A 24,435-nucleotide genomic window follows, 5' to 3' on the forward strand; every position below is an offset into this window, starting at 1 on the left:
GGCCCCGCCCGAAACGCTGGCCGGTCATCTGGAGAAGCAACTCGGGCGCCTGGCGGCGAAGGTGGTCGGAGAACGAGGAAGGATCGGGCGGGGGCCAAGTCGAGGGCCGCGTCACTGTCCGCCCTTTTGGACGTATGCCCGCACGAAGTCCTCCGCATTCTCCTCGAGCACGTCGTCGATCTCGTCCAGCAGATCGTCGGTCTCCGCGGCCAGCTTTTCGCGACGCTCCTGCCCGCCGGCGTCGTTGCCGGTGAGGTCCTCGTCCCCGCCGCCGCCGCCGCGCTTGGTCTGTTCCTGAGCCATCGCCGCCTCCTGCTCTCATCGGCGGCCCGGTGAGTCCAGCGAGCCGCCGGACTCCACAGTACCGTCCGGGTCGGACTTGACCGGGCGTGTCCCGCCTCAAGTCGTGAGTTGTTCCACCAGTTCCACCGCGCTGTCGACCGAGTCCAGCAGCGCCCCGACATGTGCTTTGCTGCCGCGCAGCGGCTCCAGGGTGGGGATCCGCACAAGCGAGTCGCCGCCCAGGTCGAAGATGACCGAGTCCCAACTGGCCGCGGCGATGTCGGCGCCGAACCGCCGCAGACACTCCCCCCGGAAGTACGCCCGGGTGTCGGTCGGCGGGTTGTCGACGGCGTCGAGGACTTGCTGCTCGGTGACCAGCCGCTTCATCGACCCGCGCGCGACGAGCCGGTTGTAGAGCCCCTTGTCCAGCCGGACGTCGGAATACTGCAGATCCACCAGGTGCAGCCGCGGCGCCGACCAGGCCAGATTCTCCCGGTTCCGGAACCCTTCGAGCAGCCGCAGTTTGGCCGGCCAGTCCAGCAACTCCGCGCACTCCATCGGGTCGCGCTCCAGCAAATCGAGAACGTGCGCCCAGGTGGCCACGACGTCGGCCGCCCGCGGGTCGGGGTCCCGGCTGTCCAGCAACCTGGCCACCCGCTCCAGGTAGATGCGCTGCATGGCCAGCGCGGTCAACTCGCGCCCGTCGGCCAGTGCCACGGTCGCCCGCAGCGAGGGGTCCCGACTGATGACGTGGACCGCGTGGACCGGCCGGGCCAGCGCCAGGTCGGACAGGTCGACACCTTCTTCGATGAGGTCGAGCACCAGTGCGGTGGCGCCGACCTTGAGGTAGGTGGACGTCTCGGCCAGGTTGGCGTCGCCGATGATCACGTGCAGCCGCCGGTACTTGTCGGCGTCGGCGTGCGGCTCGTCGCGGGTGTTGATGATGCCGCGTTTGAGCGTGGTCTCCAGCCCCACCTCGACCTCGATGTAGTCGGCCCGCTGGGACAGCTGGAATCCCGGCTCGTCCCCGGACGGGCCGATCCCGACCCGGCCCGAACCGGTGACCACCTGCCGGGACACCAGGAACGGCGTAAGCCCGGCGATGATGGCCGAGAACGGCGTCTGACGGCTCATCAGGTAGTTCTCGTGGGTGCCGTAGGAGGCGCCCTTGCCGTCGACGTTGTTCTTGTACAGCTGCAACTTGGCGGCGCCCGGGACGCTGGCGACGTGCCTGGCGGCGGCTTCCATCACCCGCTCGCCGGCCTTGTCCCAGATCACCGCGTCCAGCGGGTCGGTGACCTCGGGTGCGGAGTACTCCGGGTGGGCGTGGTCGACGTAGAGGCGGGCGCCGTTGGTCAGGATCATGTTCGCCGCGCCGACCTCGTCGGCGTCCACCACCGGCGGCGGGCCGGTGGCGCGGCTGAGGTCGAACCCGCGGGCATCGCGCAGCGGCGACTCCACCTCGTAGTCCCACCGGGTGCGCTTGGCCCGTTGGATACCGGCGGCGGCGGCGTAGGCCAGAACCGCCTGGGTCGAGGTCAGGATGGGGTTGGCGGCCGGATCCGAGGGCGACGAAATGCCGTATTCCACCTCGGTGCCGATGATCCGCTGCATGGGGCTAAGACTAGCCGTGCGGTCTACTCGCGGCGGCCGTGCCGCTTCGGGTCGGCAGGCACTAGGGTCGGGCAGGGTGAGGCGCACCATGGGGCAACTCGAGGCGGACAGCCACGCGGACGGCTATGCCGCCGACCGGTGGTTCCTCAGCCGTGGCCTGCCCGCGGTGGTGCGCAGGTCCTCGCTGGTACGCCGGCTGTGGAGTCGCTCGGCACCGGCACTGGCCGGTTTGGCCGTCCTCGCCGCCAACTCGTTGCTCATCGTCGCGATCACCGGCCAGCACACCGTCGATATCGCCGGACGCCCCGATCTGGCCGAGAGTTTCGTCCTCGGCCTGTTGGTGTTGGCACCGGTGACCGCCGCCGCGGCGGGCTGGCTGGTCTCGAAGATCGACTCGCCGGCCCGGCGCTATGCGGTGGCCACCGCAGCACTCGGAGTGATCGCCCTCGGCGGGGTGCTCGGCGGCCCGAGCCAGCGCACACTGACCAACATCGTCCTGTTCGGCACGGCGGTGGCGCTCATCCTGTTGTTCACCGCGACGGGATTGGGTTCGATCCTGGGGTGGGTCGGCGAACTGGCATTGGCCAATCTGGCGGCCACCGCCGGGATGTTCGTCCGGGCGCTGCCGGTGGTGCTGCTGACCTTCCTCGTGTTCTTCAACACCTACGTGTGGCTGATGACGTCGCTGATCTCCCGCGGCCGCCTCTGGTTGGGCATGGGTTTCCTCTTCCTCGTCGCGGGCGGCTTCCTGATAACGGTCACCCTGGACCGGGTGCGTCCCCTGCTGTCGGGGGCCGACCTCGGCGCGGGCGACGACGCCGCCCTGGCCGGAACCCCGTTCGCGGACGTCGCAGACCCTGCCGAGCACGCCCCGCTGTCGGTCGGAGAACGCGCCAACACCGTATTCGTGGTGGCGGCCTCCCAACTGGTCCATGTGCTCACCGTTGCCGCCCTGACCGGCGGGGTGTTCTTCGTGCTGGGCTTGATTCTGGTAAGCCCCGCGGTGCTCGACGCCTGGACCCGCGGCAACGGCCGGTCCGACGGGGAACTGCTGGGGATGACGCTGCCGATCCCGGACTCGCTGATTCAGACCACGATGCTGCTCTCGGCGATCACATTCATGTACCTGGCGGCCAAGGTGGTCGACGACACCCGGTACCGCGCGCAGTTTCTCGACCCGATGGTGTGCGACCTGCGCACCACATTGGTCGCCCGCAACCGGTATCGGGCGCAGAGGTTTCACAGTGAGGGGATCCCATGACCGACCAATCCCGTGACGAGCAATCCCGTGACGAGCAATCCCGTGACGAGCAATCCGCGGACGTGTTCGGGAAGCGCTACGGCGAGGTGCTGCTGGTGCGGATGGGCGAATCCGGCCCGGAAGCGACCGTCTACAACAGCTTCCCGCTCAACGACTGCCCCGCCGAACTGTGGGACGCCCTCGATGCCGGTGCGCTCGCCAGGGAGAACGGCGCGGCGGCGGCATTGCTCAACGGTCCGCGGTACTGGCTGATGAGCCGTATCCGAAAACGGGCCGGCGAACCGCAGCCGACCCGCGACTTCGGCGGCATCGAGATGATCGAGCAGGCGACCGTGCAGATGGCGTCGACCAAACCCCAGCCGTATTCGGTGAACAAGGTCGACCGCCGGGCGGTGTTCACCTTCGACGCGGGCCGGCCGGTGTTCGAACTCGTCGACGACGGGGGACGGCGATGGGTGATGCAGGCCTGGAGCAGGATCGTCGCCAAGGACCTGACCCTCGAGGACCTGGCCGGTCTGGACGCCCGGCTGACGCTTCCCGAGGGCTGGCGCTACGAAACCCGCACGCTGACCGAACCGCTGGTGGTGGACACCACCGGAACGGTCGCGCACGTCCTGCAGGACGACCTGACCAACACCTACTCGCTGGAGTTCTAGGCCGGCGCTACAGGTACTGCCCCAGGTTCGACTCGGTGTCGATGGCCCTGCTCGCGCTGGAGGACTTCCCGGTGACAAGCGTGCGGATGTAGACGATCCGCTCGCCCTTCTTGCCCGAGATCCGGGCCCAGTCGTCGGGATTGGTGGTGTTGGGCAGGTCCTCGTTCTCGGCGAACTCGTCGACGATCGAGTCCAGCAGATGCTGGATGCGCAGGCCGTGCTGGCCGGTCTCCAGAACCGCCTTGATCGCGTACTTCTTGGCCCGGTCGACGACGTTCTGGATCATCGCGCCGGAGTTGAAGTCCTTGAAGTACATGACCTCCTTGTCACCGTTGGCGTAGGTGACTTCCAGGAACCGGTTGTCGTCGATCTCGGCGTACATCCGGAGAACGACCTTCTCGATCATCGCCCTGATGCACTCCCCCCGGTCGTCGCTGAACTCGGCGAGGTCGTCGGCGTGCACCGGGAGGGTCTCGGTGAGGTACTTGCTGAAGATGTCCTGCGCGGCCTCGGCGTCGGGACGCTCGATCTTGATCTTGACGTCCAGGCGGCCGGGCCGCAGGATCGCCGGGTCGATCATGTCCTCCCGGTTGGAGGCGCCGATGACGATGACGTTCTCCAGGCCCTCGACCCCGTCGATCTCGCTGAGCAGCTGCGGGACGACCGTGGTTTCGACATCGGAGCTCACGCCCGTGCCGCGGGTTCGGAAGATGGAGTCCATCTCGTCGAAGAACACGATCACCGGCGTCCCCTCGGACGCCTTCTCCCGGGCCCGCTGGAAGATCAGCCGGATGTGGCGTTCGGTCTCCCCGACGAACTTGTTGAGCAGCTCGGGGCCCTTGATGTTGAGGAAGTAGGACTTGGCCTCGCGGGCGTCGTCGCCACGGACCTCGGCCATCTTCTTGGCCAGCGAGTTGGCCACGGCCTTGGCGATCAGGGTCTTGCCGCAGCCGGGCGGGCCGTAGAGCAGCACCCCCTTGGGCGGGCGCAGCGAGTACTCCCGGTAGAGCTCCTTGTGCAGGAACGGCAGCTCGACGGCGTCGCGGATCTGCTCGATCTGGCGGGTCAGCCCGCCGATGTCGCCGTAGGAGACGTCGGGGACCTCTTCCAGCACCAGGTCCTCGACCTCGGCCTTGGGGATCCGCTCGAAGGCGTAGCCGGCCTTGGTGTCGACCAGCAGCGAGTCGCCGGGGCGGAGCTTGCGCGGGCGGAGGTCGTCGTCGAGGGTGGCGGCGACCTCGGGCGCCATCGCCTCGGCGGCCACCAGCGGCTCGGCAAGCCAGACGATCCGTTCCTCGTCGGCGTGGCCGACCACCAGCGCCCGGTGCCCGTCGGCGAGCACCTCGCGCAGGGTGCTGAGCTCCCCGACGGCCTCGAAGTTGCCGGCCTCCACCACGGTCAGGGCCTCATTGAGCCGGACCGTCTGCCCCTTCTTGATTTCGTCGACGTCGATGTTGGGCGAGCAGGTCAGCCGCATCTTGCGCCCCGAGGTGAACACGTCGACCGTGTCGTCGTCGTGGGCGCCGAGCATCACCCCGTAGCCGCTCGGTGGCTGACCGAGCCGGTCGACCTCCTCCCGCAGCGCCAGGAGCTGCTGACGGGCCTCCTTGAGGGTGTCCATCAGCTTGGCGTTGCGAGCCCCCAACGAGTCGATCCGGGCCTCCAGTTGCTGCACCTCGCGTGAGCGCTGCCCGCCGCTGACGCTTTTGAGCTGTTCACGCAGCAGCGCGGCCTCGCGGCGCAGGTGCTCCAACTCGTCGCCGTCGTAGTAGCCGGCGTCATCGGCGCCGAACCCGTCAGCGGAACGGTGTGACTCGGTCATGTACGGCTCCTTCCGCGCACCTCGCCCGGTGCGGTGGATACCCCGACCACGCTACCGGCGATTCAACCCGGGCGCGCGATCCGACGATTTCAACACTCTGACATTGCTGTTAATCTTCGCTGCTAACCCTCGACTCGCCGCGGGTCGGACGAAAGGACTGTCGTGACCGCAAAACTCCTCGCCACATGCACGGCTGCAGCCGCGATCGCCGGCGGAGCCGTGGCGGCGCTGGTTTCGATCACGCCGATCGCTTCCGCACCCGTCGCGTCTCCCGCGTTCGCGCCGGTGGTGTTCGGCGCCCCACTGCCCCTCGACCCCGCCGCCGACGTGCCGAGCGCCGACCAGCTCAACGGCGTCCTGTACGGCCTGGCCGATCCCAACGTGCCGTTCGCCAGCAAGGGGTACCTGGTGGAGGGCGGCATCGGCCGCATCGAGGCCAGGACCGCCGACGCCCTGATGCGCAACGCGGTGGCCAAGGGCCAGGTGCCCTTGAACTTCAGCGTCGGCGCCATCACCCCGATCGGGCCGGGTGCGGCCACCGCCGCCGTGACCGCCGCCGGGCCCTCGATGCCGCCCACCACCCAGAGCGTCACCTTCGTCGACCAGGGCGGCTGGAAACTGTCGCGAGCGTCGGCGAGCACCGTCATGGCCATCTTCGGCGGCTAGCGCCCCGACCGCCACGGCTCCCCCACCCAGACTGATGTGGATCGGGTGGCTCGAGTTCGACATCCTGCTCGGCGACGTCCGGTCGCTGAAACAGAAGCGATCCGTGGTCCGGCCGATCGTCGCGGAGTTACAGCGGCGGTTCGCCGTGTCGGCAGCCGAGACCGGCTGGCTCGAGCTGCATCGCCGGGCCGGTATCGGGGTCGCGGTGGTGGCCGCCGACCGGGCACATCTGGTCGACGTGCTCGACGCGGTCGAGCGATCGGTGGCGGCTCGGCCCGAAATCGAATTGCTCTCGGCGCGAAGAGACTTGCGCCGCAGCGACGACGATTAAACCGGTGCGCGCCCCTTCTTGCGCAACGGCGTCGGCGTCACGGTTCCCGGCGCGAGTCGGCGCGCCGAGATCAGGAAGGCGGTGTGCCCGCGCATGTTGTGCTGGGGCCGCACCGCCAGCCCGACGACGTTCCAGCCGCGCTGCATCGTCTCCCACGACCTCGGCTCGGTCCAGCACCGCTGATCGCGCAGCGCCTCCACCGTCCTGGACAACTGGGTGACTGTCGCGACGTAGATGATCAGCACGCCGCCGGGCACGAGCATCCGCGCCACCGCCTCGAGAACCTCCCACGGCGACAGCATGTCCAGCACCACCCGATCCACCGAGCCCTCGTCGAGGTCGGCCTCGGCGACGTCGCCGACGACCAGGTCCCAGGTGCCGGGCGCCTGCCCGAAGAAGGTCTCCACGTTGCGGCGGGCATGCTCGGCGTGGTCGTCGCGCACCTCGTAGGAGATCACCCGGCCGGCCGGGCCGACCGCGCGCAGCAGCGAACAGGTCAGCGCACCCGAACCGGCCCCGGCCTCCAGCACCCGTGAACCGGGGAAGATGTCGCCCTCGTGGATGATCTGGGCGGCGTCCTTGGGATAGATCACCTGGGCGCCGCGGGGCATCGACATGACGTAGTCGATCAGCAGTGGGCGCAGCACCAGGAAGGCGTCGCCGTTGGTCGCCTTGACCACGCTGCCCTCGGGCGAGCCGATCACCGAGTCGTGGGCGACGATTCCCCGGTGGGTGTGGAACTCCCCTCCCGGCTTGAGGATCATCGTGTAGTGCCGGCCCTTGGCGTCGGTCAACTGGACCCGGTCGCCCGCGGCGAAGGGGCCGGTCCTGCGCGGCTGGTCGGTCACAGCCGTTCACCTTGCCACAGGCTCGGGCGCCGAATCACGATCCGGAACCGCGGATCGCGTCGCGGAATCGCCCCTCCGGTCAGAGCAGGCTGGTCGCGAAGGCGACCGCGATGCCCGCGACGGCGGCGAACACGTCCTCGGCCACCGCGACCGGACGGTCCCGCCCGCCGTTGGCCGCAACCAGGCGGGTGCGGGCCGCGTAGCCGCCGATGGTGCCGATCACCGCGCCGATCAGACCGGCGCCGAGGCTGCCCCACCGGTATCCCCAGGCGGTCCCCAGCGCGGCGGCGGCCAGGGCGCCGGCGGCCAACCGGACCAGGAACTGAGGGGCGGTCTTCCGGCTGGGCAGGTTCGGCATCTTGTCGCTGATCAGCTCGGCCACCGCGACGACGGTCAGGACCGCGACGGTGGCCCAGTGCCCCATCCAGGACGCCCAGGTGCCGTCCAGATTGATCCAGTGCAGAAACGCCGCCCAGGCCACCACGGCCGGCGCGGTGAAGGCGCGCAGACCGGCGACCACGCCGATCAGCAGAGCCAGCAACAAGACGAGCGCGTGCGTCACGGCTTCCTCCCTATCGACGAGTCATCGGACGCTAGCACGGCACGGCCCGGGTCTTCAGAAGCGGCAGAACCTCACGTCGGACGCCAGGATCGCCTTTGCGCCGATCCCGGCCAGCTGATCCATGATGGCGTTGACGTCGCGTCGCGGCACCAGCGCGCGGACGGCCACCCACTCCGGGTCGGCCAGCGGCGCGATCGTCGGCGACTCCAGTCCGGGGGTGATCGCGGTCGCACGCTCGACGAGACGGCGCGGGCAGTCGTAGTCCAGCATCAGATACTGCTGGCCGAACACCACGCCCTGCACCCGGGCGGCCAACTGGTCGCGGGCGGCGCCCCCGCTGCCGTCGCCACCACCGTCGCGTTCGATGAGCACCGCCTCGGAGTCGCACAGCGGCTCCCCGAACGCGGCCAGGTGATGCATGCTCAGCGTCCTTCCCGATCCGACGACGTCGGCGATCGCGTCGGCGAGTCCGAGTTGGACCGCGATCTCCACGGCGCCGTCGAGCCGGATGACGGTGGCCTCGATGCCGTTGGCCGCCAAGTCTTTTCGCACCAGATTGGGATAGGCCGTGGCGATCCTCTTACCGGCCAGGTCGGCAAGGTTCCAGGACCTCCCGGCCGGCGCGGCGTAGCGGAAACTGGAGGACCCGAATCCCAGCGCCAGTCGCTCGCGCACCGGAGCACCGGACTCGGCGGCCAGATCGCGGCCGGTGATGCCCAGATCCAGATCCCCGGAACCGACGTAGACGGCGATGTCCTTGGGCCGGAGGAAGAAGAACTCGACGCCGTTGACCGGGTCGATGACGGTGAGGTCCTTGGGGTCGGTGCGCCGCCGGTAGCCGGCCTCGGAGAGGATTTCCGCGGCGGACTCCGCCAGCGCCCCCTTGTTGGGGACTGCGACACGCAACATGGCCGAACCCCTACAGCTTCCGGTAGACGTCGTCGAGCCCCAGCCCGCGGGCGATCATCAGAACCTGGGTCCAGTACAGCAGCTGGCTGATCTCCCCGGCGAGGGCCTCGTCGGGCTCATGCTCGGCGGCCAGCCATACCTCGCCGGCTTCTTCGAGGATCTTCTTGCCCAGGTTGTGCACCCCGGCGTCCAGCGCGGCCACGGTGGCACTGCCGGGCGGGCGGGTTCGGGCCCGTTCGCCCAATTCGGCGAACAGTTCCTCAAAGGTCTTCACGGGCTGGGATTATCCCACGCCCATGGGCCCCGGTCAGACCCCGCTCCAGCAGCACCCGCAACTGGTCGAGCATCCGGTCGGCGGCGGCGTCGTCGCTGCGGCCCGACTGGAAGGCCATCCCCCAGACCAGGCCCGTCAACAGGTCGATCAGCCCGTCGGGAACGCGGGTGATCTCCCCGCGATGCACCGCCGACCCGACCGCGGCCCGGATGAAGCGCTCGATGAGCGCCGCGGCCTCGCCCTCACCGGCAGGCACACGCTCGACGTCCATCGCCGACTGCACCAGGAAGCGGGCCAGCGACGGGTCGGCGTCGCCGCGGACCGCCGCCCGGATGAACGCGACGACCTGACCGGCCAGGGTCGGGGCCTCGGAGGCGACGTGGATGGCATCGAGAACGGCGTTGCCGACCCGGCACACCACGGCGTCGTACAGGGCGGACTTGCTGTTGAAGTAGTTGTTGATCGCCGGGCGGGTCAGCCCGATCTCGATCGCGATCGCCTGGAAGGTGGCGGCCTCGTAACCGGACTCGGCGAAGACTTTCTGGGCCGCCTGCAGGATGCGCTCCCGGGTGACCGCGGAGTCGCTCGCGGGCGGGCGTCCCCGGCGACGGCGTCGTGCCGGGGCCCACGAAGTCTCGGTCACGGGAGGTCTCCTGGCGAATCATCACAATGAGTTCGCCTAGGACTTCCCGATCAGGCCGGAGCCGAAACGTGTCCGCCCTGCCAGCGGCTACGCCATCTCGCCGGCCGTCATGTCCTCCAGGGCCACACCCTTGGTCTCGCGCACCCAGATCCAGACGAACACGAAGGACAACACCGCGCACAGGGCGTAGAACCCGTAGGCCAGGCCCAGCATGTTGCGCAGGCCGGGGAAGGTGACGGTGATCAGCCAGTTGGCCGCCCACTGGCCGGCGGCGGCCAGGCCCAGCGCGGCGGCCCGGATGCGGTTGGGGAACATCTCGCCGAGCAGCACCCAGACCACCGGCCCCCAGGACATGCCGAAGGCGACGACGAACAGGTTGGCGGCGATCAGGGCGATCGGGCCGGTGGCGCCGTGCAGTTGCGGGGCGCCGTCGACCTGCTCGGCGGTGCCGAAGATGATCGCCATCGTTGCCAGGGAGACCGCCATCCCGGCCGAACCGATCAGCAACAGCGGCTTGCGCCCGATCTTGTCGATCAGCGCGATGGCGACCAGGGTGGTCGCGATGTTGACGATCGAGGTGATGACGGTGATCAGGAACGCCCTGCTCTCGTCGAAGCCCACCGCCTCCCACAGCACGTTGGAGTAGTAGAAGATGACGTTGATCCCGACGAACTGCTGGAAGATCGACAGGCCCAGGCCCACCCAGACGATCCGGTACACGCCGCCGGCCGGATTACGCAGATCGCTCCAGGACGGCTTGGTCTCCCCGGCCAGGGTGCTCTGGATCCGGTCGATGGTGATGTCGATGTCCTTCTCGCCCAGCAGCATGGTCAGGACCTTGCGCGCCTCCGGGATGCGGTGGTTGGCGACCAGGTAGCGCGGCGACTCGGGGATGGTGTGGGCCAGCACGCCGTAGAAGATCGCGGGGACGGCCATCAGCAGGAACATCCACCGCCACGCCTCCAGCCCGAACCACAGCGGCTTGTCGGCCCCGCCGGCCAGATGCGCCAGCAAGAAGTCGATGGCCAGGGAGAGGAAGATGCCCGACACGATCGCCAGCTGCTGCAGCGAACCGAGCCGCCCGCGGATCCGCGCCGGCGATGTCTCGGCGATGTACGCCGGTGCGATCACCGAGGCGACGCCGACGCCGATGCCGCCGATGATGCGGAACAGCACGATCATCCAGACACTGCCGGCCAGGCCCGCGCCGATCGCACTGATGAAGAACAGCACCGCGGCGATCTTCATCACGGCAAGCCGGCCGATCTTGTCGGCCAGCCGGCCGGCCGTCATGGCGCCGGCCGCCGCGCCGAGCAATGCGGAGGCGACCGCGAAACCCAACGAGGCGTTGCTGATGCCGAAATGCTTCTGGATGGACGAGACCGCGCCGTTGATCACGGCGCTGTCGTAGCCGAACAGCAACCCGCCGAGCGCGGCGACCGTGGCGATGCGGACCGCCCCCCGGCCCGTGCCGACATCGTCCTCGTCGAATATCGACGGGGTGTCACTCGTTGGGCCCTGACCGGCCATCTGACGTCCCTTTCGCAGCGCAGGCAACTGTCCGGCGTCCACGATCGCACACCGCGGCCCGGCAGACGGGGATAATCGGCGACTCGGGTCTGCTGGCTAACTAAGCTCGTCGTACACCCGGCGGAGCGCATCGAGGTCCAACCCGGCCAGCGAAGCCACCTGCCGGCGGCGGGGTCCGGCGGGCACGTCCACGTCGTTGGGCACGACCAGAACCGGGCAGCCGGCCCCCTCGGCCGAGGCAGCGCCGGTCACCGAGTCCTCGACGGCCAGGCAGTGCGCCGGGTCGAAGCCCAGCAACGCCGCCGCCTGCCGGTAGGGATCCGGCGCCGGCTTGCCGCGGGGCACCTCGTCGCCGCACACGCTGGCCACGAAGTAGTGCCGCCCGATGCTGTCCAGCGCCCGTTCGGTCAGCCCGCGGCGGGTGTTGGTGACCAGCGCCATCGGCAGGCCGGCGGCGGCGAGTTCGTCGAGCAGTTCGCGGGCCCCGTCGCACCAGGGCAGTCCGGCTTCGAACAGGTCCCCGGTGATCTCGTGCAGCCAGTCGGCGGTCGCCGCCATGTCGACGGGGTCCTGATCGAGGCCGAGGTCGGCGTAGACGATCTGCATGACGCTCTCCGCCGACCCGCCGACGGTGGACTCCCGGACTTGCGCCGTCAACTCCGCGCCGAACTTGCGGTAGAGCTCCTGCATCGCGATGTCCCAGAGCTTCTCGGAATCGACCAGCGTGCCGTCCATGTCGAACAGAACGGCTTTCATGTGGGGAAGGGTATCGCCACCCCGATGGATCCGACTAGTTCAGTCCTCCGGGTTGTAGCCGAGGTTCGGCGCGAGCCAGCGCTCCGCCTCGGCCAGCGTCCAGCCCTTGCGCTTGGCGTAATCGGCGACCTGGTCCTGGGCCAGCCGGCCGACCACGAAGTACTGCGACTGCGGGTGGGAGAAGTACCAGCCGCTGACCGCCGCGCCGGGCCACATCGCCATCGACTCGGTCAGCTCGATGCCGGTCCGCCCGGTGACGTCCATCAGCTCGAACAGCGTCACCTTCTCGGTGTGCTCCGGGCAGGCCGGGTAGCCGGGGGCGGGCCGGATTCCGACGTACTTCTCGCCGATCAGCGCTTCGTTGTCCAGCCGCTCGTCGGGGTCGTATCCCCAGAACTCCGCACGGACCCGCTGGTGCATCCGTTCGGCGAACGCCTCCGCCAGCCGGTCGGCCAGCGACTCCAGCAGGATCGCGCTGTAGTCGTCGTGGGCCGCCTTGAACTCCGCGATCTTGTCCTGACTGCCGAGGCCGGCGGTGACGGCGAAGGCGCCGACGTAGTCCGCCAGACCGGTGTCCCTGGGCGCCACGAAGTCGCCGAGACTCCGGTTGGGGATTCCGTCGCGGTGCTCACCCTGCTGACGAAGGTTGTGCAGCGTGGCCAGCACCTCGGTGCGGGTCTCGTCGGTGTAGACCTCGATGTCCTCGGAGCCGGGGCCCACCGCGTTGGCCGGGAAGAAGCCGATCACCCCGTTTGCCCGCAGCCACTTCTCCTTGATCAGGGTTTCGAGCATTTCCTGGGCGTCGTCGTAGAGCTTGCGGGCGGCCTCGCCCGAGGCCGGGTTGTTCAGGATGTCGGGGAACCGGCCCTTCATCTCCCAGGCGTTGAAGAACGGCTGCCAGTCGATGTACTCCCGCAACTCGGCCAGGTCGTAGTCGTGAAACTCGCGCACTCCCAGACCCTGCGCGGGAACCGGCGGCACGTACCCGTCCCAGTCGATCGGCGTGCGGTTGGCGCGGGCCTTGCCCAGCGTCAGCGTCGGCCGTTCGTTGCGCTGCGCGTGCCGTTCCCGCAGGGACGCGTAGTCGGACTCGGTGGCCTCCAGCAGCGCCGGCCGCTGTCTGTCGTCGAGCAGCGCCGCGGCCACCGGAACCGACCGGGACGCGTCCTTGACCCAGACCACCGGGCCGGACCGGCGCGGCGAGATCTTCACGGCCGTGTGGGCGCGCGAGGTCGTGGCGCCGCCGATCAGCAGCGGGATGGCGAACCCCTGGCGCTCCATCTCGGCGGCGACGTTGACCATCTCGTCCAGCGACGGGGTGATCAGGCCGGACAGTCCGATGATGTCGGCGTCGTGCTCTTTGGCGGCGTCGAGGATCTTCTGCGCCGGCACCATCACGCCGAGGTCGATCACGGTGTAGTTGTTGCACTGCAGGACCACCCCGACGATGTTCTTGCCGATGTCGTGGACATCGCCCTTGACCGTCGCCATGATGATCGTGCCGTTGCTGGAATCTCTGGCCGCCGAACCTAATTCGGCCTTCTCGGCCTCGATATAGGGCAGCAGGTAGGCGACCGCCTTCTTCATCACCCGGGCCGACTTGACCACCTGGGGCAGGAACATCTTGCCCGCGCCGAACAGATCGCCGACGACGTTCATACCGTCCATCAGCGGGCCCTCGATCACCTCGATCGGACGGCCACCCGCCGCGTCGATCTCGGCCCGCAATTCCTCGGTGTCGGCGTCGATGTCGGCGTCGATACCTTTGACCAGGGCGTGGGTGATCCGCTCGCGGACCGGAAGGCTGCGCCACTCGGCGGCGCCACGCTCCTCGGGTTTCTCGGAGTTGTTGAAGCGCTCGGCGATCTCCAGCAGTCGCTCGCCGGCGTCCGGGCGCCGGTTGAGGACGACGTCCTCGATGCGCTCGCGCAACTCGGGGTCGATCGAGTCGTAGGGCACCAGCGCGCCCGCGTTGACGATGCCCATGTCCAGGCCGGCCTTGATGGCGTGGAACAGGAACACCGCGTGGATCGCCTCGCGGACCGGGTTGTTGCCGCGGAACGAGAACGACACGTTGGAGATGCCGCCGGAGATGTGCGCCGCGGGCAGGTTCTGCTTGATCCAGGCGCAGGCGTCGATGAAGTCGATCCCGTAGGCCGCGTGCTCCTCGATCCCGGTGGCCAGCGCGAAGCAGTTCGGGTCGAAGACGATGTCCTCGGCCGGGAAGCCGACCTCCTCGGTCAGGATCCGGTAGGCGCGGGTGAAGATCTCCTTGCGGCGCTCCAGGTTGTCGGCCTGACCCTCTTCGTCGAAGGCCATCACCACGACGGCGGCGCCGAACTTGCGGCACAGCCGGGCCTCCCGGACGAACTTCTCCTCGCCCTCCTTCAGCGAGATCGAATTGACGATCGGCTTGCCCTGCACGTTCTTCAGGCCGGTCTCCATCACCTCCCACTTGGAGGAGTCGATCATCACCGGGACGCGGCTGATGTCGGGCTCGGCCGCGGTCAGCTTGGTGAACCGGTCCATCGCGGCAACGCCGTCGATCATGCCCTCGTCCATGTTGATGTCGATGACCTGCGCGCCGTTCTCCACCTGCTGCAGCGCCACCGAGAGCGCGGTGTCGTAGTCGCCGGCCTTGATCAGGTTGCGGAACCGCGCCGAGCCGGTGATGTTGGTGCGCTCGCCGATGTTGACGAACAGCGAATCGGCGGTGATGTTGAGCGGCTCCAGGCCGGCCAACCGGGTGGCCACCGGGATCGTGGGCACCTTGCGCGGGGGCTTGCCCTCGACGGTCTCGGCGATCGCGGCGATGTGCGGCGGCGCCGTTCCGCAGCAGCCGCCGACCAGGTTCACCAGCCCGGCCTCGACGAAGTCGGCGATGTAGCCGGCCTGGCAATCCGGGGTCTCGTCGTACTCGCCGAAGGCGTTCGGCAGGCCGGCGTTCGGGTAGCAGGAGACGAAAGTGTCTGCGATCCTGGACATTTCGGCGATGTAGGGCCGCATCTCCGGCGCACCCAGAGCGCAGTTCAGGCCGACGGCGATCGGCTTGGCGTGCCGGATCGAGTTCCAGAACGCCTCGGTGACCTGACCGGACAACGTCCGCCCGGAGGCGTCGGTGATGGTGCCCGAGATGATCACCGGCCAGCGCCGGCCGCGCTCCTCGAACAGGGTCTCGACGGCGAACACCGCCGCCTTGGCGTTGAGCGTGTCGAAGATCGTCTCGATGATGAGGATGTCGGCGCCGCCGTCGACCAGGCCGTTGGCCGCCTCGAGGTACGCCTCGACCAGTTGGTCGTAGGAGACGTTTCGCGCGCCGGGGTCGTTGACGTCCGGCGAGATCGACGCGGTCCGCGTCGTCGGGCCCAGCGCGCCGGCGACGTAGCGGGGCCGCTCCGGGGTGCTGAACTCATCGCAGGCCTCGCGTGCCAGGGCCGCGCCGGCGTAGTTCAGTTCGTAGCTCAGCTCGGCCATGCCGTAGTCGGACAGCGAGACCGCGTTGGCGTTGAAGGTGTTGGTCTCCAGGATGTCCGCGCCGGCCTGCAGGTACTCGCGGTGGATGCCCTCGATGATCTGCGGCTGGGTCAGGGTGAGCAGGTCGTTGTTGCCCACCAGGTCGCTGGGCCAGTCGGCGAACCGTTCCCCGCGGTAACCGGCCTCGTCGGGGCGGTCCCGCTGGATCGCGGTGCCCATCGCGCCGTCGATCACCATGATCCGCCGGCGCAGCGTCGCCGTCAGCTCGTCGGTGCAGTCGGGGCGAACAGAGGCGTTCACGTGCGCTCCTTCCGTGGCGGAAGGCGTCCTTGACTCTGCCGAGCGTGGCGGCCACCGGAACGGACCGGGAACCGTTGCAACGCCTCTCGACGAGGAAAGTCTACGTCCTGACCGGATCGACGCCCGGACGCCCATGAACAGGGCTTAGGCTTGAAGCGTGACGTCGTGGAACTGGGCCGGTGGCACCCCCGGCAACGGGGAGCCCGACCTGCCGGAACTCCGCAACACCGTCGTCGTCGCGGCCTTCGAGGGCTGGAACGACGCCGGGGACGCGGCCAGCGGCGCCCTGGAGCATCTCGACGAGATCTGGGAGGCCAAGCCGATCGTCGAGATCGACGACGAGTCCTACTACGACTACCAGGTGAACCGGCCGGTCATCCGACAGATCGACGGCGTCACCCGGGAACTGGTCTGGCCGGCCATGCAGATCTCGCACTGCCGCCCGCCCGGAACCGACCGCGACATCGTGCTGATGCACGGCGTGGAGCCCAATATGCGCTGGCGCAGTTTCTGCGCCGAACTGCTCGGGATCGCCGACAAACTCAACGTCGGCACCGTGGTCATTCTGGGGGCGCTGCTCGCCGACACACCGCACACCCGGCCGGTGCCGGTCACCGGGGCCGCCTACTCCCCGGAGTCGGCGAGGTTCTTCGGCCTTCAGGAGTCCCGTTACGAGGGGCCCACCGGCATCGCCGGGGTGTTCCAGGACGCCTGTGTGGCGGCCGGGATCCCGGCGGTGACGTTCTGGGCGGCGGTACCGCACTACGTCTCCCAACCGCCCAACCCGAAGGCCACCGTGGCGCTGCTCCGCCGCGTCGAAGAGGTGCTCGACATCGAGGTGCCCCTGGTCGACCTGCCCGCCCAGGCCGAGGAATGGGAGCAGGCCGTCACCGAGATGACCGCCGAGGACGACGAGATCGCCGACTACGTGGCCGGCCTGGAAGCGCGGGGCGACGCCGAACTCGACGTCAACGAGGCGATGTCGAAGGTCGACGGGGACGCGCTGGCCGCGGACTTCGAGCGGTACCTGCGCCGCCGGGGCCGCTAGCCCCCTGGTCTCCGCTAGCGATACCGTGCAGGCATGAAACTCGCCCTGAGCGAAGCCGACGCCGCTTTCCGCGACGAACTGCGGGAGTTCTTCACCACCCGGTTCCCGGCGGACATCCGGGAACGGTCCCGCAACGAGAGCCTGAACTACCCGGAGGACGTCGTCACCACGATGCGGGTCCTCAACGAGGCCGGTCTGGCGGTGCCGCACTGGCCGGTCGAGTGGGGCGGCAAGGACTGGACGCCGTTGCAGCGCCAGATCTACGCCGAGGAACTGCGGATGGCCTGCGTGCCCGAGCCGCTGGCGTTCAACGTGGGCATGGTCGGCCCGGTGATCGCCCACTTCGGCTCGCAGGCGCTCAAGGAGCGCTTCCTGGCACCCACGGCCAACGTCGACATCTGGTGGTGCCAGGGGTTCTCCGAACCGGAGGCCGGCTCGGACCTGGCGTCGCTGCGCACCACCGCGGTCCGCGACGGCGACCACTACGTCATCAACGGCCAGAAGACCTGGACCACGTTGGGCCAGTACGCGGACTGGATCTTCCTGCTGGCCCGCACCGACCCGAACGCTCCGAAGAAGCAGGCCGGCATCTCGTTCATCCTGGCCGAGATGTCCACCCCCGGGATCACCGTCCGCCCGATCAAACTGATCGACGGCAGCTACGAGGTCAACGAGGTCTGGTTCGAGGACGTCCGGGTACCGGTGGACCAGCTCGTCGGCGAGGAGAACGCCGGCTGGAGCTACGCGAAGTTCCTGCTGGCCCACGAGCGCACCGGCATCGCCCGGGTGGGCACCACCAAGGTGTGGCTGACCGAGGTCAAGGAACGCGCCGCCAAGACCCCGCTCGGGGACCGCACACTGATGGACGACCCGCTGTTCGCCGCCCGGGTCGCCGAGGTGGAGAACGACTTGCTGGCCCTGGAGCTGACCCAGCTGCGGGTCAGCGGCGACGAGTCCGGCGGCAAGCCGAATCCGGCGTCGTCGATCCTGAAGCTGCGCGGCACCCAACTCCAGCAGTCGGTGACCGACCTGCTGGTCGAGGTGGCCGGGCCGGACGCGCTGCCCTTCGACGCCGGCGACACGGTGGACTCCCCCGGCTGGGCCCAGCAGGCCGCCCCGCGCTACCTCAACTACCGCAAGACCTCCATCTACGGCGGCAGCAACGAGGTGCAGCGCACCATCATCGCCTCGACGATCCTGGGGCTGTAGGACCATGAACTTCGACCTGACCGAAGAGCAGCAACTGCTGGCCGACACCACGCGCGACGTGCTGTCGGGCTATGACACCGAGAAGCGCAACCGGGTCGTCGACGGCGAACCCGGATACAGCCGCGAGGTCTGGCGCCAGCTGGCCGAGATCGGCATCCTGGGACTGGGATTCGACGAGGACTCCGGGCCCACCGAGGTGATGGTGGTGATGACCGAGATCGGACGCCTGCTGGCACCGGAACCGGTGGCCGCCGCCGCGCTCATCCCCGGCGCGGTGATCGCCGAGCACGGTTCCGCCGAGCAGCGTGCGCTTCTGGACGCGGTGGCCGCCGGCGAGCGACTGCTGGCCTTCGCCCACACCGAACCGGGCCGGCGCGGGGCGGCCGAACTGGTCACTCGCGCAACCGAACAGGGCGGCTCGTGGACGCTGAGCGGTCGCAAGAACCCGGTGCTGGCCGGTGACGGCGCCGACACGCTGATCGTCACCGCGGCCCTGCCCGGCGGCGGCAGCGGGCTGTTCCTGGTCGACGCCGCGGCCGGAGGAGTCACCCGCCACGGCTTCCGCACCTTCGACGGCCAGCGCGGCGCGGAGATCGCCCTCGACGAAGCCCCGGCGCAGCCACTCGGTCCCGGCGGGGACGCCGGCGCCGCCATCGAGGCAGCCGTCATCCGGTTCCAGTCCGCGTTGTGCGCGGAAGCGGTCGGCGCGATGGATCAATCCCTGCGGCTGACCACGGACTACCTGAAGAGCCGCAAGCAGTTCGGGGTTCCGCTGAAGACCTTCCAGACCCTGACCCAGCGGGCCGCGGACATGTACGTGTCGCTGGAACTGGCCCGCAGCATGAGCTACTACCTGGCGATGTCGGTGGCCGACGGCAGGTGCGACCCGATGGTGGCAGCCCGGGCCAAGTTGCAGATCGGCCGGTCCGGCAAGCACATCGCCGAGGAGTCCATCCAGATGCACGGCGGTATCGGCGTCACCGCGGAATACCCGATCGCGCACTACGCCGCCCGGCTCACCGCCATCGACCAGACCTACGGTTCGGCGACCGACCACCTGCGTCACCTCAGCGGCCGGGTCGGCGAGTACGGGGTGGTCTCGCTCTAGCCGACCTTCGTCAGCTTCGGCGGTTGCCAGGTCCCTTCCAGCGCTTCGGGTTTGGGCCAGTACAGCCGCATGAACACGGTGAACGGTCCTTGCGGGGCGGGCAGCCAGTTGGCTTCCCTGCCCGCACCCGGCGAGGCGTTCTGCACGTAGATGGTCAGACCGCCGTCCGGATTCTTCACGAGGTCTGGCAGCATCGGCGAGTTGATCAGGTACCGATTGATCGGGTTGTCCACCAGCGAACTCTCCGGCAGCTTGTACATGGTCACCGACCAGAACGCGTTGACCGGCGGCAACTGCCCGGGGGCGAAGGTCAGCGTGTACTTGTTCGCCCCGTTCAGCGCCGCCCCGTCGGAGTCGGTGGACAGCACCGGGTACATCGCCTCTTCGGCGGAGTTGGCGTAGATGCCCACCACGGCGCCGGCCATCCGGTAGAGGTAGTTGGCGTTCAACTGCTCCTTGTTGCCGAACATCTCGCCCATGGTGACCGCGCTGGTGTCGATCTTGTCCTTCTTGAGCGCATCGAACTCCGCCCAGGCGTCGGCCATGCCGGCCTTGAAGGCCGCTGCCGTCTCGGGACTGAGTTTCTCGGAGCTGAACGTTCCATCACCGTCGAGTCCGACGGAGGCGAAGCGGGCCCGGATGTCTTTCTCGGAGTCCATGACCGGGGCGTGAGCGAACTGGAAGTCCAGCAGATCGAAGAAGCGCAGCGAGGTCTTCTGGTCGTCCGGGCGCAGCGGCGCGGGCCACTCGATCGCCGGTGCCTTCGCGACGCTGTCCTTCTTCAGGAAGGTCGACAGCGGCTCGGCCCGGTAGCCGGCCTGGATCTTCTTGACGTTCTCCAGGTCGTCGGGTCCGAGCAACTGCGTGCGGTAGGCAACCAGGACGAAGTCGGTGTCCGCCCTGATGACCTCCCGGACGCCCGCGGGCTTCTCGCCGTTCCAACCCGGACCGGCCAGCAGATAGGCGCCACCGTCCGTGCCGGTGGCGCGGCTGCCGACGTAGGCGAAGTTGTGGGTGTAACCGTCGATGAACTGCAGCGAGTAATACCGGCCGGTGATCGGCGGTACCGTCAAAACCAGCGGCTCGGCACGCAGATCCGCCCCCAGCATCGAATACGGGGTGTCGGAGTTAGGGGTCTGGACGGCGGTGTCGGCGGGAGTGAAAACCCTTGCCACACTGTGTACTTCATTCCATGGGCCCTTGTATTCCGGGCTTGACGGGTCGATGAAGTAGGCGTACTGGACCCGGTAGCTGTCCACCATCGGGAAGCCGTAGACGTAGGCCTCCTTGGCGATGGCGCGGACCTGCTCGGGGGTCGGGGATCCGGGTCGATCGGACGCCCGATCGGCGGTGCCGCACCCGGCGACCGTCGCGAGCAGAAGCGTGATGACCATCGCGATCCAGGCGCGCATGTGAAGTCCTCCCTGTCCTGCGGCCACGCTGATCGACCTACCGGATCCCCAGCAGTGCGTCCAGTGCTGTCGCCACCAAGCCCGGCGCGCCGGGATCGCGGCCGCCGTATTCGGTTGCATCCTCGGCCCAACCGTCGATCGCGGCAAGCGCTTTCGGGGTGTCGAGATCATCGGCCAGGTAGCGACGCACCCTGGCGACGAGGTCGGACGCATCCGGCCCGTTCGCCAGAGCCGTGGCCGTCCGCCAGCGCCACAGTCGGGCTACCGCCTCCGTGAGCACCTCGTCGGTCCAGAACCTGTCGGTGCGGTAGTGCCCGGACAGCAGGCCCAACCGGACGGCGGCGGGGTCGACTCCCCGGCCGCGCAGCGCCGAGACGAGCACCAGATTGCCGCGGCTCTTGGACATCTTGTGGCCGTCCCAGCCGATCATGCCGGCGTGGACGTAGTGCCGGGCGAACCTTCGCTGGCCGGTGGCGCACTCGGCGTGGGCCGCGGAGAACTCGTGGTGCGGGAAGATCAGATCACTGCCGCCGCCCTGGACGTCGAATCCGAATCCGAGGCGGCTCAACGCGATTGCGGCGCATTCGACATGCCAGCCGGGCCGGCCCGGGCCGAACGGCGAGGGCCAACCGGGCTCACCGGGGCGCTGCACCCGCCACAGCAGCGCATCGAGGGGATCGGCTTTCCCGGGGCGCTGCGGGTCTCCCCCGCGTTCGGCGAACAGTCGCAGCATGGTGTCGCGGTCGTAGTTGGACTCGTAGCCGAACTGGGTGTCGGCCCCGGCCCGGAAGTACACGTCGGGATGCCCTGGGTCGTCGATGACGTAGGCCGCGCCGGAGGCCAGCAGCTTTTCCACCATTTCGACGACCTCGTCGATGGCCTCGGTGGCGCCCACGTAGTCCCGGGGCGGCAGCACCCGCAGCGCCGCCATGTCCTCGCGGAACAACTGGGTCTCCCGGGACCCCAGGTCGCGCCAGTCCACCCCGTCTCGCGCGGCACGCTCGAACAGCGGGTCGTCGACGTCGGTGACGTTCTGCACGTAGTGCACCCGGTGGCCGCTGTCCAGCCAGACCCGGTGGACGAGATCGAAGGCCAGGTAGGTGGCCGCGTGCCCGAGGTGGGTGGCGTCGTACGGGGTGATCCCGCAGACGTACATGGTGGCGCACGGACCGGGCACGGTCGGCCGGACCTGGCGGTCGGCGCTGTCGTAGAGCCGCAGTTGCGGTCCGCGGCCGGGCAGTGCGGGGATGTCGGCGGACGGCCAGGCCCGCATCAGCCGGCCAGCCGCATCGCGTCGAGCAGGACGTCGGCCACCTCGGGCCGGCACATCAGGAAGTCGGGCAGGTAGGGGTCGGGCTGGTTGTAGCGCAGCGGCGAGCCGTCGAGCCGGGTGGCGTGCATGCCGGCCGCCCGCAGCACCCCTGCCGGGGCGGCGGAATCCCACTCCCACTGGCCACCCGCGTGGATGTAGGCGTGGGCGTCGCCGCGGACCACGGCCATCGCCTTGGCGCCGGCCGAGCCGATCGCCACGAACTCGACGTCGAGGCGGTCCCGCAGCAGCCACAGCACCGCCGGCGGGCGATTGGCGCTGGCGGTGATGCGGATCGGACCCGAGGGCGGCGGCGCCGGGGCGGTCACGGTGTCGGTGCGGTGGACCTCGCCGAGGGCGGGCAGAGCCACCGCGGCATCGGTGATCTCACCCTCGCCCGCCGCCGCGCCCGGCGTGCGCTGCCACAGCGCCACATGAACGGCCCAATCCGCCCGTCGCGGCATGGAGAACTCGCGGGTGCCGTCCAGTGGGTCGATGATCCAGACCCGGTCGCAGCGCAGCCGGACCAGGTCGTCGTGGGCCTCCTCGGAGAGCACCGCGTCCCCGGGCCGCTCGGCGCGCAGGCGGCGCAGCAGAAGCTCATTGGCCCGGATGTCGCCCTCCTGCCCGAGCGCGGGCGGGAAGTGATGGCCCACCTCGTCGCGGACCTCCAGCAGGAGCCGTCCCGCCTCCTCCGCCAAATCGGCGGCAAGCTCGGCGTCGGTGCGACTCACTTGCCCAGTATTGCCGAATCGCCTCGCCTCTCGCCGGTGACCCCGCTTGCCGGCGGGTAGATTCACCCCATGCGCACTCTGTTGACCGTGGGAACCCTGGGGACGGCCGTGCTGACCCTGTCCGGCTGCAACGCGGCGGGGTCGTCCGACCCGCTGATCGGGACGACGTGGAAGCTGACCGGCATCGAGTCGATGAGCGAAGAGCAGCCCGGTGTCGAAATCGCCGACCCGGCGAAGTACACGGTGACCTTCGGCGCGGACGGCCGGGCCGGCTTCCTGGTCGACTGCAACCGGGGCAACTCCACCTGGCAGACCGATGCGGCGGCCACCGACTCCGGATCGCTGACGTTCGGGCCGATCGCACTGACCCGGATGATGTGCCCGCAGCCGTCCGACGACGCCAAGGTCGCGGCGGCCCTGGGCCGGGTGCGCAGCTACCTGCTCAAGGACGGCAGGCTTTCGCTGTCGATGGAGGCCGACAGCGGCATCATGCACTGGGAGCCGATGCCGGCCGGCCAGTAGCGCCGCGGTGCAGGCGAGCCTGCTCGGTGGTTCACCGTGCTCTGTGGTTCACAATGGGTCAATCGCACCGACACAGATCGCTTTGATTGTCGCTGCGGTAGCCGGGGCCCTTCTGGTAGCCGCCCTCGTCACCCGGGGCCGGGTGGCGATGGTTCTGTTGGCCGCCGGGCTGTCCGTACTGCTGGCAGCGCTGACGATCGGGATGAGCGCCGACTGGCTGGTGGGGACCGACACCGCGCTGGAGAACTGGAGCGACAAACACCGCACCGACCGCCGCGGTGAGATGGCGGCGGGGATCTGGGCCACGCTCGGTTCTCCCCTCAACGCCTTGTTCGTCGCGGTGGTCTGCGGCGCGCTGCTGTCGTGGCGGATGCGCTCGCCGATCGCGGTTGTCCTGGTGACCGGGGCGGTCGGGGTCGGAGTCGCGGTCGAGGAGACTCTCAAGGCGACTGTCTATCCGCATTCGTTCCCATCCGGCCATGTCACCGTAGCCACCACGTTGTTCGGCATGATCGCGGTCTGCCTGGCTGCCGGAGACAGTCGGCTTGCGAAGGTGTCACTGGGGATTCTGGTCGCCGAGAGCGTGTTCTTCGTCGCCGTGCTGGCGGTCTACACCGGCGCGCACACCGTTACCGACACCCTCGGCGGCATGGTTCTGGGCGCGGCGATCCTGGCGTGGGGAGCGGCCATCCTGGACGTCGCCCGCCGCCGATCGCCACGTCCTCCCGGTCCCGCCAGACCCGTCCCGCGGCAGACCCCGGCTCCGACAGCGGTCAGAACGCCGGCCACGGCAGCGGGCGTCGGCCGCTCGGGCTGGGCATCACCGGGTCGGCCACCAATGCACGGACACGACGACATAACGCGTCCACTTCCGCGGCTGTGATGTGGCTGCGCAACCGGCTGCCCAGCTTGCGGCCGAGGCGGTTCTCCAGCGTGCGCAGCGACTCAACGGTGCCATCGTCGATGGGCTCGCCGGCCCAGCCCCACAGCACGGTGCGCAGCTTGTCGTGAATGTGCAGCGAAATGCCGTGGTCCACGCCGTACACGACGCCGTCCGCACCGGGCAGGATGTGACCACCCTTGCGGTCGGCGTTGTTGACGATCACGTCGAAGACGGCCATCCTGCGTAACTCGGCGTTGTCGGCGTGCACGAGCGCCACTTCCT

24 protein-coding genes and 1 pseudogene are annotated in these 24,435 nt (G+C 69.1%); 9 read left to right on the plus strand and 16 right to left on the minus strand.

From position 1 onward, the window contains the following. The 3 genes and pseudogenes from ADBZ5U_RS04200 to dop all read right to left on the minus strand — a co-directional run. Positions 1-136, minus strand: a pseudogene (locus ADBZ5U_RS04200) (hypothetical protein); the annotation flags it as partial. Further along, a complete protein-coding gene (locus ADBZ5U_RS04205) occupies positions 112-303 on the minus strand; it encodes a ubiquitin-like protein Pup (protein ID WP_526262682.1) in 192 nt (63 codons plus the stop codon). The gene ADBZ5U_RS04205 and the pseudogene ADBZ5U_RS04200, both read right to left, overlap by 25 nt. A 96-nt stretch (positions 304-399) precedes the next feature. Further along, entirely contained in the window at positions 400-1,896 is a 1,497-nt protein-coding gene (gene dop, locus ADBZ5U_RS04210) for a depupylase/deamidase Dop (RefSeq protein ID WP_526262684.1), read from the minus strand. Between the two features lie 76 nt (positions 1,897-1,972). Between dop and ADBZ5U_RS04215 the strand changes: the two genes are divergently transcribed. Together ADBZ5U_RS04215 and ADBZ5U_RS04220 are read left to right on the plus strand one after the other, a co-directional pair. Further along, positions 1,973-3,157: a hypothetical protein gene (locus ADBZ5U_RS04215; RefSeq protein ID WP_526262686.1), complete on the plus strand. Its 1,185-nt coding sequence runs from the start codon at positions 1,973-1,975 to the stop codon at positions 3,155-3,157. A gap of 101 nt (positions 3,158-3,258) precedes the next feature. After that, positions 3,259-3,813, plus strand: a complete 555-nt coding sequence (locus ADBZ5U_RS04220; protein ID WP_526262726.1) for a hypothetical protein — start codon at positions 3,259-3,261, stop codon at positions 3,811-3,813. Between the two features lie 7 nt (positions 3,814-3,820). On the opposite strand, the gene arc is transcribed toward ADBZ5U_RS04220, so the two are convergent. Beyond that, positions 3,821-5,635, minus strand: a complete 1,815-nt coding sequence (gene arc / locus ADBZ5U_RS04225; protein WP_526262688.1) for a proteasome ATPase — start codon at positions 5,633-5,635, stop codon at positions 3,821-3,823. 162 nt (positions 5,636-5,797) lie between these two features. Here arc and ADBZ5U_RS04230 point away from each other — a divergent pair, with 162 nt between their 5' ends. Then, positions 5,798-6,301 (plus strand): MTB12 family secreted protein, encoded by a 504-nt coding sequence (locus ADBZ5U_RS04230; RefSeq protein WP_526262690.1) that lies wholly within the window; start codon positions 5,798-5,800, stop codon positions 6,299-6,301. A gap of 34 nt (positions 6,302-6,335) precedes the next feature. Next, entirely contained in the window at positions 6,336-6,632 is a 297-nt protein-coding gene (locus ADBZ5U_RS04235; protein WP_526262692.1) for a DUF503 domain-containing protein, read from the plus strand. On the opposite strand, the gene ADBZ5U_RS04240 is transcribed toward ADBZ5U_RS04235, so the two are convergent. From ADBZ5U_RS04240 to metH, 8 genes are all read right to left on the minus strand, one after another. Next, a complete protein-coding gene (locus tag ADBZ5U_RS04240; protein ID WP_526262694.1) occupies positions 6,629-7,480 on the minus strand; it encodes a class I SAM-dependent methyltransferase in 852 nt (283 codons plus the stop codon). The genes ADBZ5U_RS04235 and ADBZ5U_RS04240 overlap by 4 nt on opposite strands. 79 nt (positions 7,481-7,559) lie before the next feature. Continuing rightward, positions 7,560-8,042 carry a DUF4126 family protein gene (locus ADBZ5U_RS04245; protein WP_526262696.1) on the minus strand — a complete coding sequence of 161 codons (483 nt, stop codon included), beginning with the start codon at positions 8,040-8,042 and terminating at the stop codon, positions 7,560-7,562. A gap of 54 nt (positions 8,043-8,096) precedes the next feature. Next, positions 8,097-8,951, minus strand: a complete 855-nt coding sequence (hisG, locus tag ADBZ5U_RS04250; RefSeq protein WP_526262698.1) for an ATP phosphoribosyltransferase — start codon at positions 8,949-8,951, stop codon at positions 8,097-8,099. 10 nt (positions 8,952-8,961) lie between these two features. Next, positions 8,962-9,225 (minus strand): phosphoribosyl-ATP diphosphatase, encoded by a 264-nt coding sequence (locus tag ADBZ5U_RS04255; protein WP_526262700.1) that lies wholly within the window; start codon positions 9,223-9,225, stop codon positions 8,962-8,964. Then, a complete protein-coding gene (locus ADBZ5U_RS04260; protein ID WP_526262702.1) occupies positions 9,212-9,868 on the minus strand; it encodes a TetR/AcrR family transcriptional regulator in 657 nt (218 codons plus the stop codon). The genes ADBZ5U_RS04255 and ADBZ5U_RS04260 overlap by 14 nt, the downstream gene beginning before the upstream one ends. Positions 9,869-9,955: 87 nt before the next feature. Further along, positions 9,956-11,398, minus strand: a complete 1,443-nt coding sequence (locus tag ADBZ5U_RS04265) for a sugar porter family MFS transporter (protein WP_526262704.1) — start codon at positions 11,396-11,398, stop codon at positions 9,956-9,958. A gap of 96 nt (positions 11,399-11,494) precedes the next feature. After that, positions 11,495-12,154 carry an HAD family hydrolase gene (locus tag ADBZ5U_RS04270; protein WP_526262706.1) on the minus strand — a complete coding sequence of 220 codons (660 nt, stop codon included), beginning with the start codon at positions 12,152-12,154 and terminating at the stop codon, positions 11,495-11,497. 39 nt (positions 12,155-12,193) lie between these two features. Beyond that, positions 12,194-15,928, minus strand: a complete 3,735-nt coding sequence (gene metH / locus ADBZ5U_RS04275) for a methionine synthase (RefSeq protein ID WP_526262708.1) — start codon at positions 15,926-15,928, stop codon at positions 12,194-12,196. Between the two features lie 157 nt (positions 15,929-16,085). Here metH and ADBZ5U_RS04280 point away from each other — a divergent pair, with 157 nt between their 5' ends. Genes ADBZ5U_RS04280 through ADBZ5U_RS04290 form a run of 3 tightly spaced genes read left to right on the plus strand, consistent with a single transcriptional unit; the run spans position 16,086 to position 19,293 of the window. Then, complete coding sequence (locus ADBZ5U_RS04280; protein WP_526262710.1) at positions 16,086-16,976, plus strand: PAC2 family protein; 891 nt, start codon at positions 16,086-16,088, stop codon at positions 16,974-16,976. Positions 16,977-17,009: 33 nt separating this feature from the next. After that, positions 17,010-18,185 (plus strand): acyl-CoA dehydrogenase family protein, encoded by a 1,176-nt coding sequence (locus ADBZ5U_RS04285; protein ID WP_526262712.1) that lies wholly within the window; start codon positions 17,010-17,012, stop codon positions 18,183-18,185. 4 nt (positions 18,186-18,189) lie between these two features. Further along, positions 18,190-19,293: an acyl-CoA dehydrogenase family protein gene (locus tag ADBZ5U_RS04290; protein WP_526262714.1), complete on the plus strand. Its 1,104-nt coding sequence runs from the start codon at positions 18,190-18,192 to the stop codon at positions 19,291-19,293. Here the strand turns inward: ADBZ5U_RS04290 and ADBZ5U_RS04295 are convergent. Genes ADBZ5U_RS04295 through ADBZ5U_RS04305 form a run of 3 tightly spaced genes read right to left on the minus strand, consistent with a single transcriptional unit; the run spans position 19,290 to position 22,748 of the window. Further along, positions 19,290-20,705 carry a DUF1254 domain-containing protein gene (locus ADBZ5U_RS04295; RefSeq protein WP_526262716.1) on the minus strand — a complete coding sequence of 472 codons (1,416 nt, stop codon included), beginning with the start codon at positions 20,703-20,705 and terminating at the stop codon, positions 19,290-19,292. The two genes, ADBZ5U_RS04290 and ADBZ5U_RS04295, sit on opposite strands and share 4 nt — an antisense overlap. Before the next feature lie 37 nt (positions 20,706-20,742). Next, positions 20,743-21,978, minus strand: a complete 1,236-nt coding sequence (gene mshC, locus ADBZ5U_RS04300) for a cysteine--1-D-myo-inosityl 2-amino-2-deoxy-alpha-D-glucopyranoside ligase (protein WP_526262718.1) — start codon at positions 21,976-21,978, stop codon at positions 20,743-20,745. Beyond that, entirely contained in the window at positions 21,978-22,748 is a 771-nt protein-coding gene (locus ADBZ5U_RS04305; protein ID WP_526262720.1) for a 3'(2'),5'-bisphosphate nucleotidase CysQ, read from the minus strand. Before ADBZ5U_RS04305 ends, mshC begins: the two co-directional genes overlap by 1 nt. A 69-nt stretch (positions 22,749-22,817) precedes the next feature. Between ADBZ5U_RS04305 and ADBZ5U_RS04310 the strand changes: the two genes are divergently transcribed. Further along, positions 22,818-23,270, plus strand: coding sequence for an META domain-containing protein (locus tag ADBZ5U_RS04310; protein ID WP_526262722.1), 453 nt, complete (start codon positions 22,818-22,820; stop codon positions 23,268-23,270). 148 nt (positions 23,271-23,418) lie between these two features. Beyond that, a complete protein-coding gene (locus ADBZ5U_RS04315) occupies positions 23,419-24,153 on the plus strand; it encodes a phosphatase PAP2 family protein (protein WP_526262728.1) in 735 nt (244 codons plus the stop codon). Here ADBZ5U_RS04315 and ADBZ5U_RS04320 read toward each other — a convergent pair. Then, positions 24,044-24,435 (minus strand): Rv2133c family protein (locus tag ADBZ5U_RS04320; protein ID WP_526262724.1); only part of this gene is annotated, 392 nt, incomplete at its 5' end. The two genes, ADBZ5U_RS04315 and ADBZ5U_RS04320, sit on opposite strands and share 110 nt — an antisense overlap.

Origin of the sequence: Mycobacterium sp. (genome assembly GCF_040398885.1) — a bacterium.
Lineage (GTDB): Bacteria > Actinomycetota > Actinomycetes > Mycobacteriales > Mycobacteriaceae > Mycobacterium.

Coding starts and splice junctions, on each gene's coding strand:
- ADBZ5U_RS04205 (WP_526262682.1), bottom strand. CDS start 303: ATGGCTCAGGAACAGACCAAGCGCGGCGGCGGCGGCGGGGACGAGGAC.
- dop (WP_526262684.1), bottom strand. CDS start 1,896: ATGCAGCGGATCATCGGCACCGAGGTGGAATACGGCATTTCGTCGCCC.
- ADBZ5U_RS04220 (WP_526262726.1), top strand. CDS start 3,259: ATGGGCGAATCCGGCCCGGAAGCGACCGTCTACAACAGCTTCCCGCTC.
- arc (WP_526262688.1), bottom strand. CDS start 5,635: ATGACCGAGTCACACCGTTCCGCTGACGGGTTCGGCGCCGATGACGCC.
- ADBZ5U_RS04235 (WP_526262692.1), top strand. CDS start 6,336: ATGTGGATCGGGTGGCTCGAGTTCGACATCCTGCTCGGCGACGTCCGG.
- hisG (WP_526262698.1), bottom strand. CDS start 8,951: ATGTTGCGTGTCGCAGTCCCCAACAAGGGGGCGCTGGCGGAGTCCGCC.
- ADBZ5U_RS04265 (WP_526262704.1), bottom strand. CDS start 11,398: ATGGCCGGTCAGGGCCCAACGAGTGACACCCCGTCGATATTCGACGAG.
- ADBZ5U_RS04270 (WP_526262706.1), bottom strand. CDS start 12,154: ATGAAAGCCGTTCTGTTCGACATGGACGGCACGCTGGTCGATTCCGAG.
- ADBZ5U_RS04285 (WP_526262712.1), top strand. CDS start 17,010: ATGAAACTCGCCCTGAGCGAAGCCGACGCCGCTTTCCGCGACGAACTG.
- ADBZ5U_RS04290 (WP_526262714.1), top strand. CDS start 18,190: ATGAACTTCGACCTGACCGAAGAGCAGCAACTGCTGGCCGACACCACG.
- ADBZ5U_RS04295 (WP_526262716.1), bottom strand. CDS start 20,705: ATGCGCGCCTGGATCGCGATGGTCATCACGCTTCTGCTCGCGACGGTC.
- mshC (WP_526262718.1), bottom strand. CDS start 21,978: ATGCGGGCCTGGCCGTCCGCCGACATCCCCGCACTGCCCGGCCGCGGA.
- ADBZ5U_RS04310 (WP_526262722.1), top strand. CDS start 22,818: ATGCGCACTCTGTTGACCGTGGGAACCCTGGGGACGGCCGTGCTGACC.
- ADBZ5U_RS04315 (WP_526262728.1), top strand. CDS start 23,419: ATGGTTCTGTTGGCCGCCGGGCTGTCCGTACTGCTGGCAGCGCTGACG.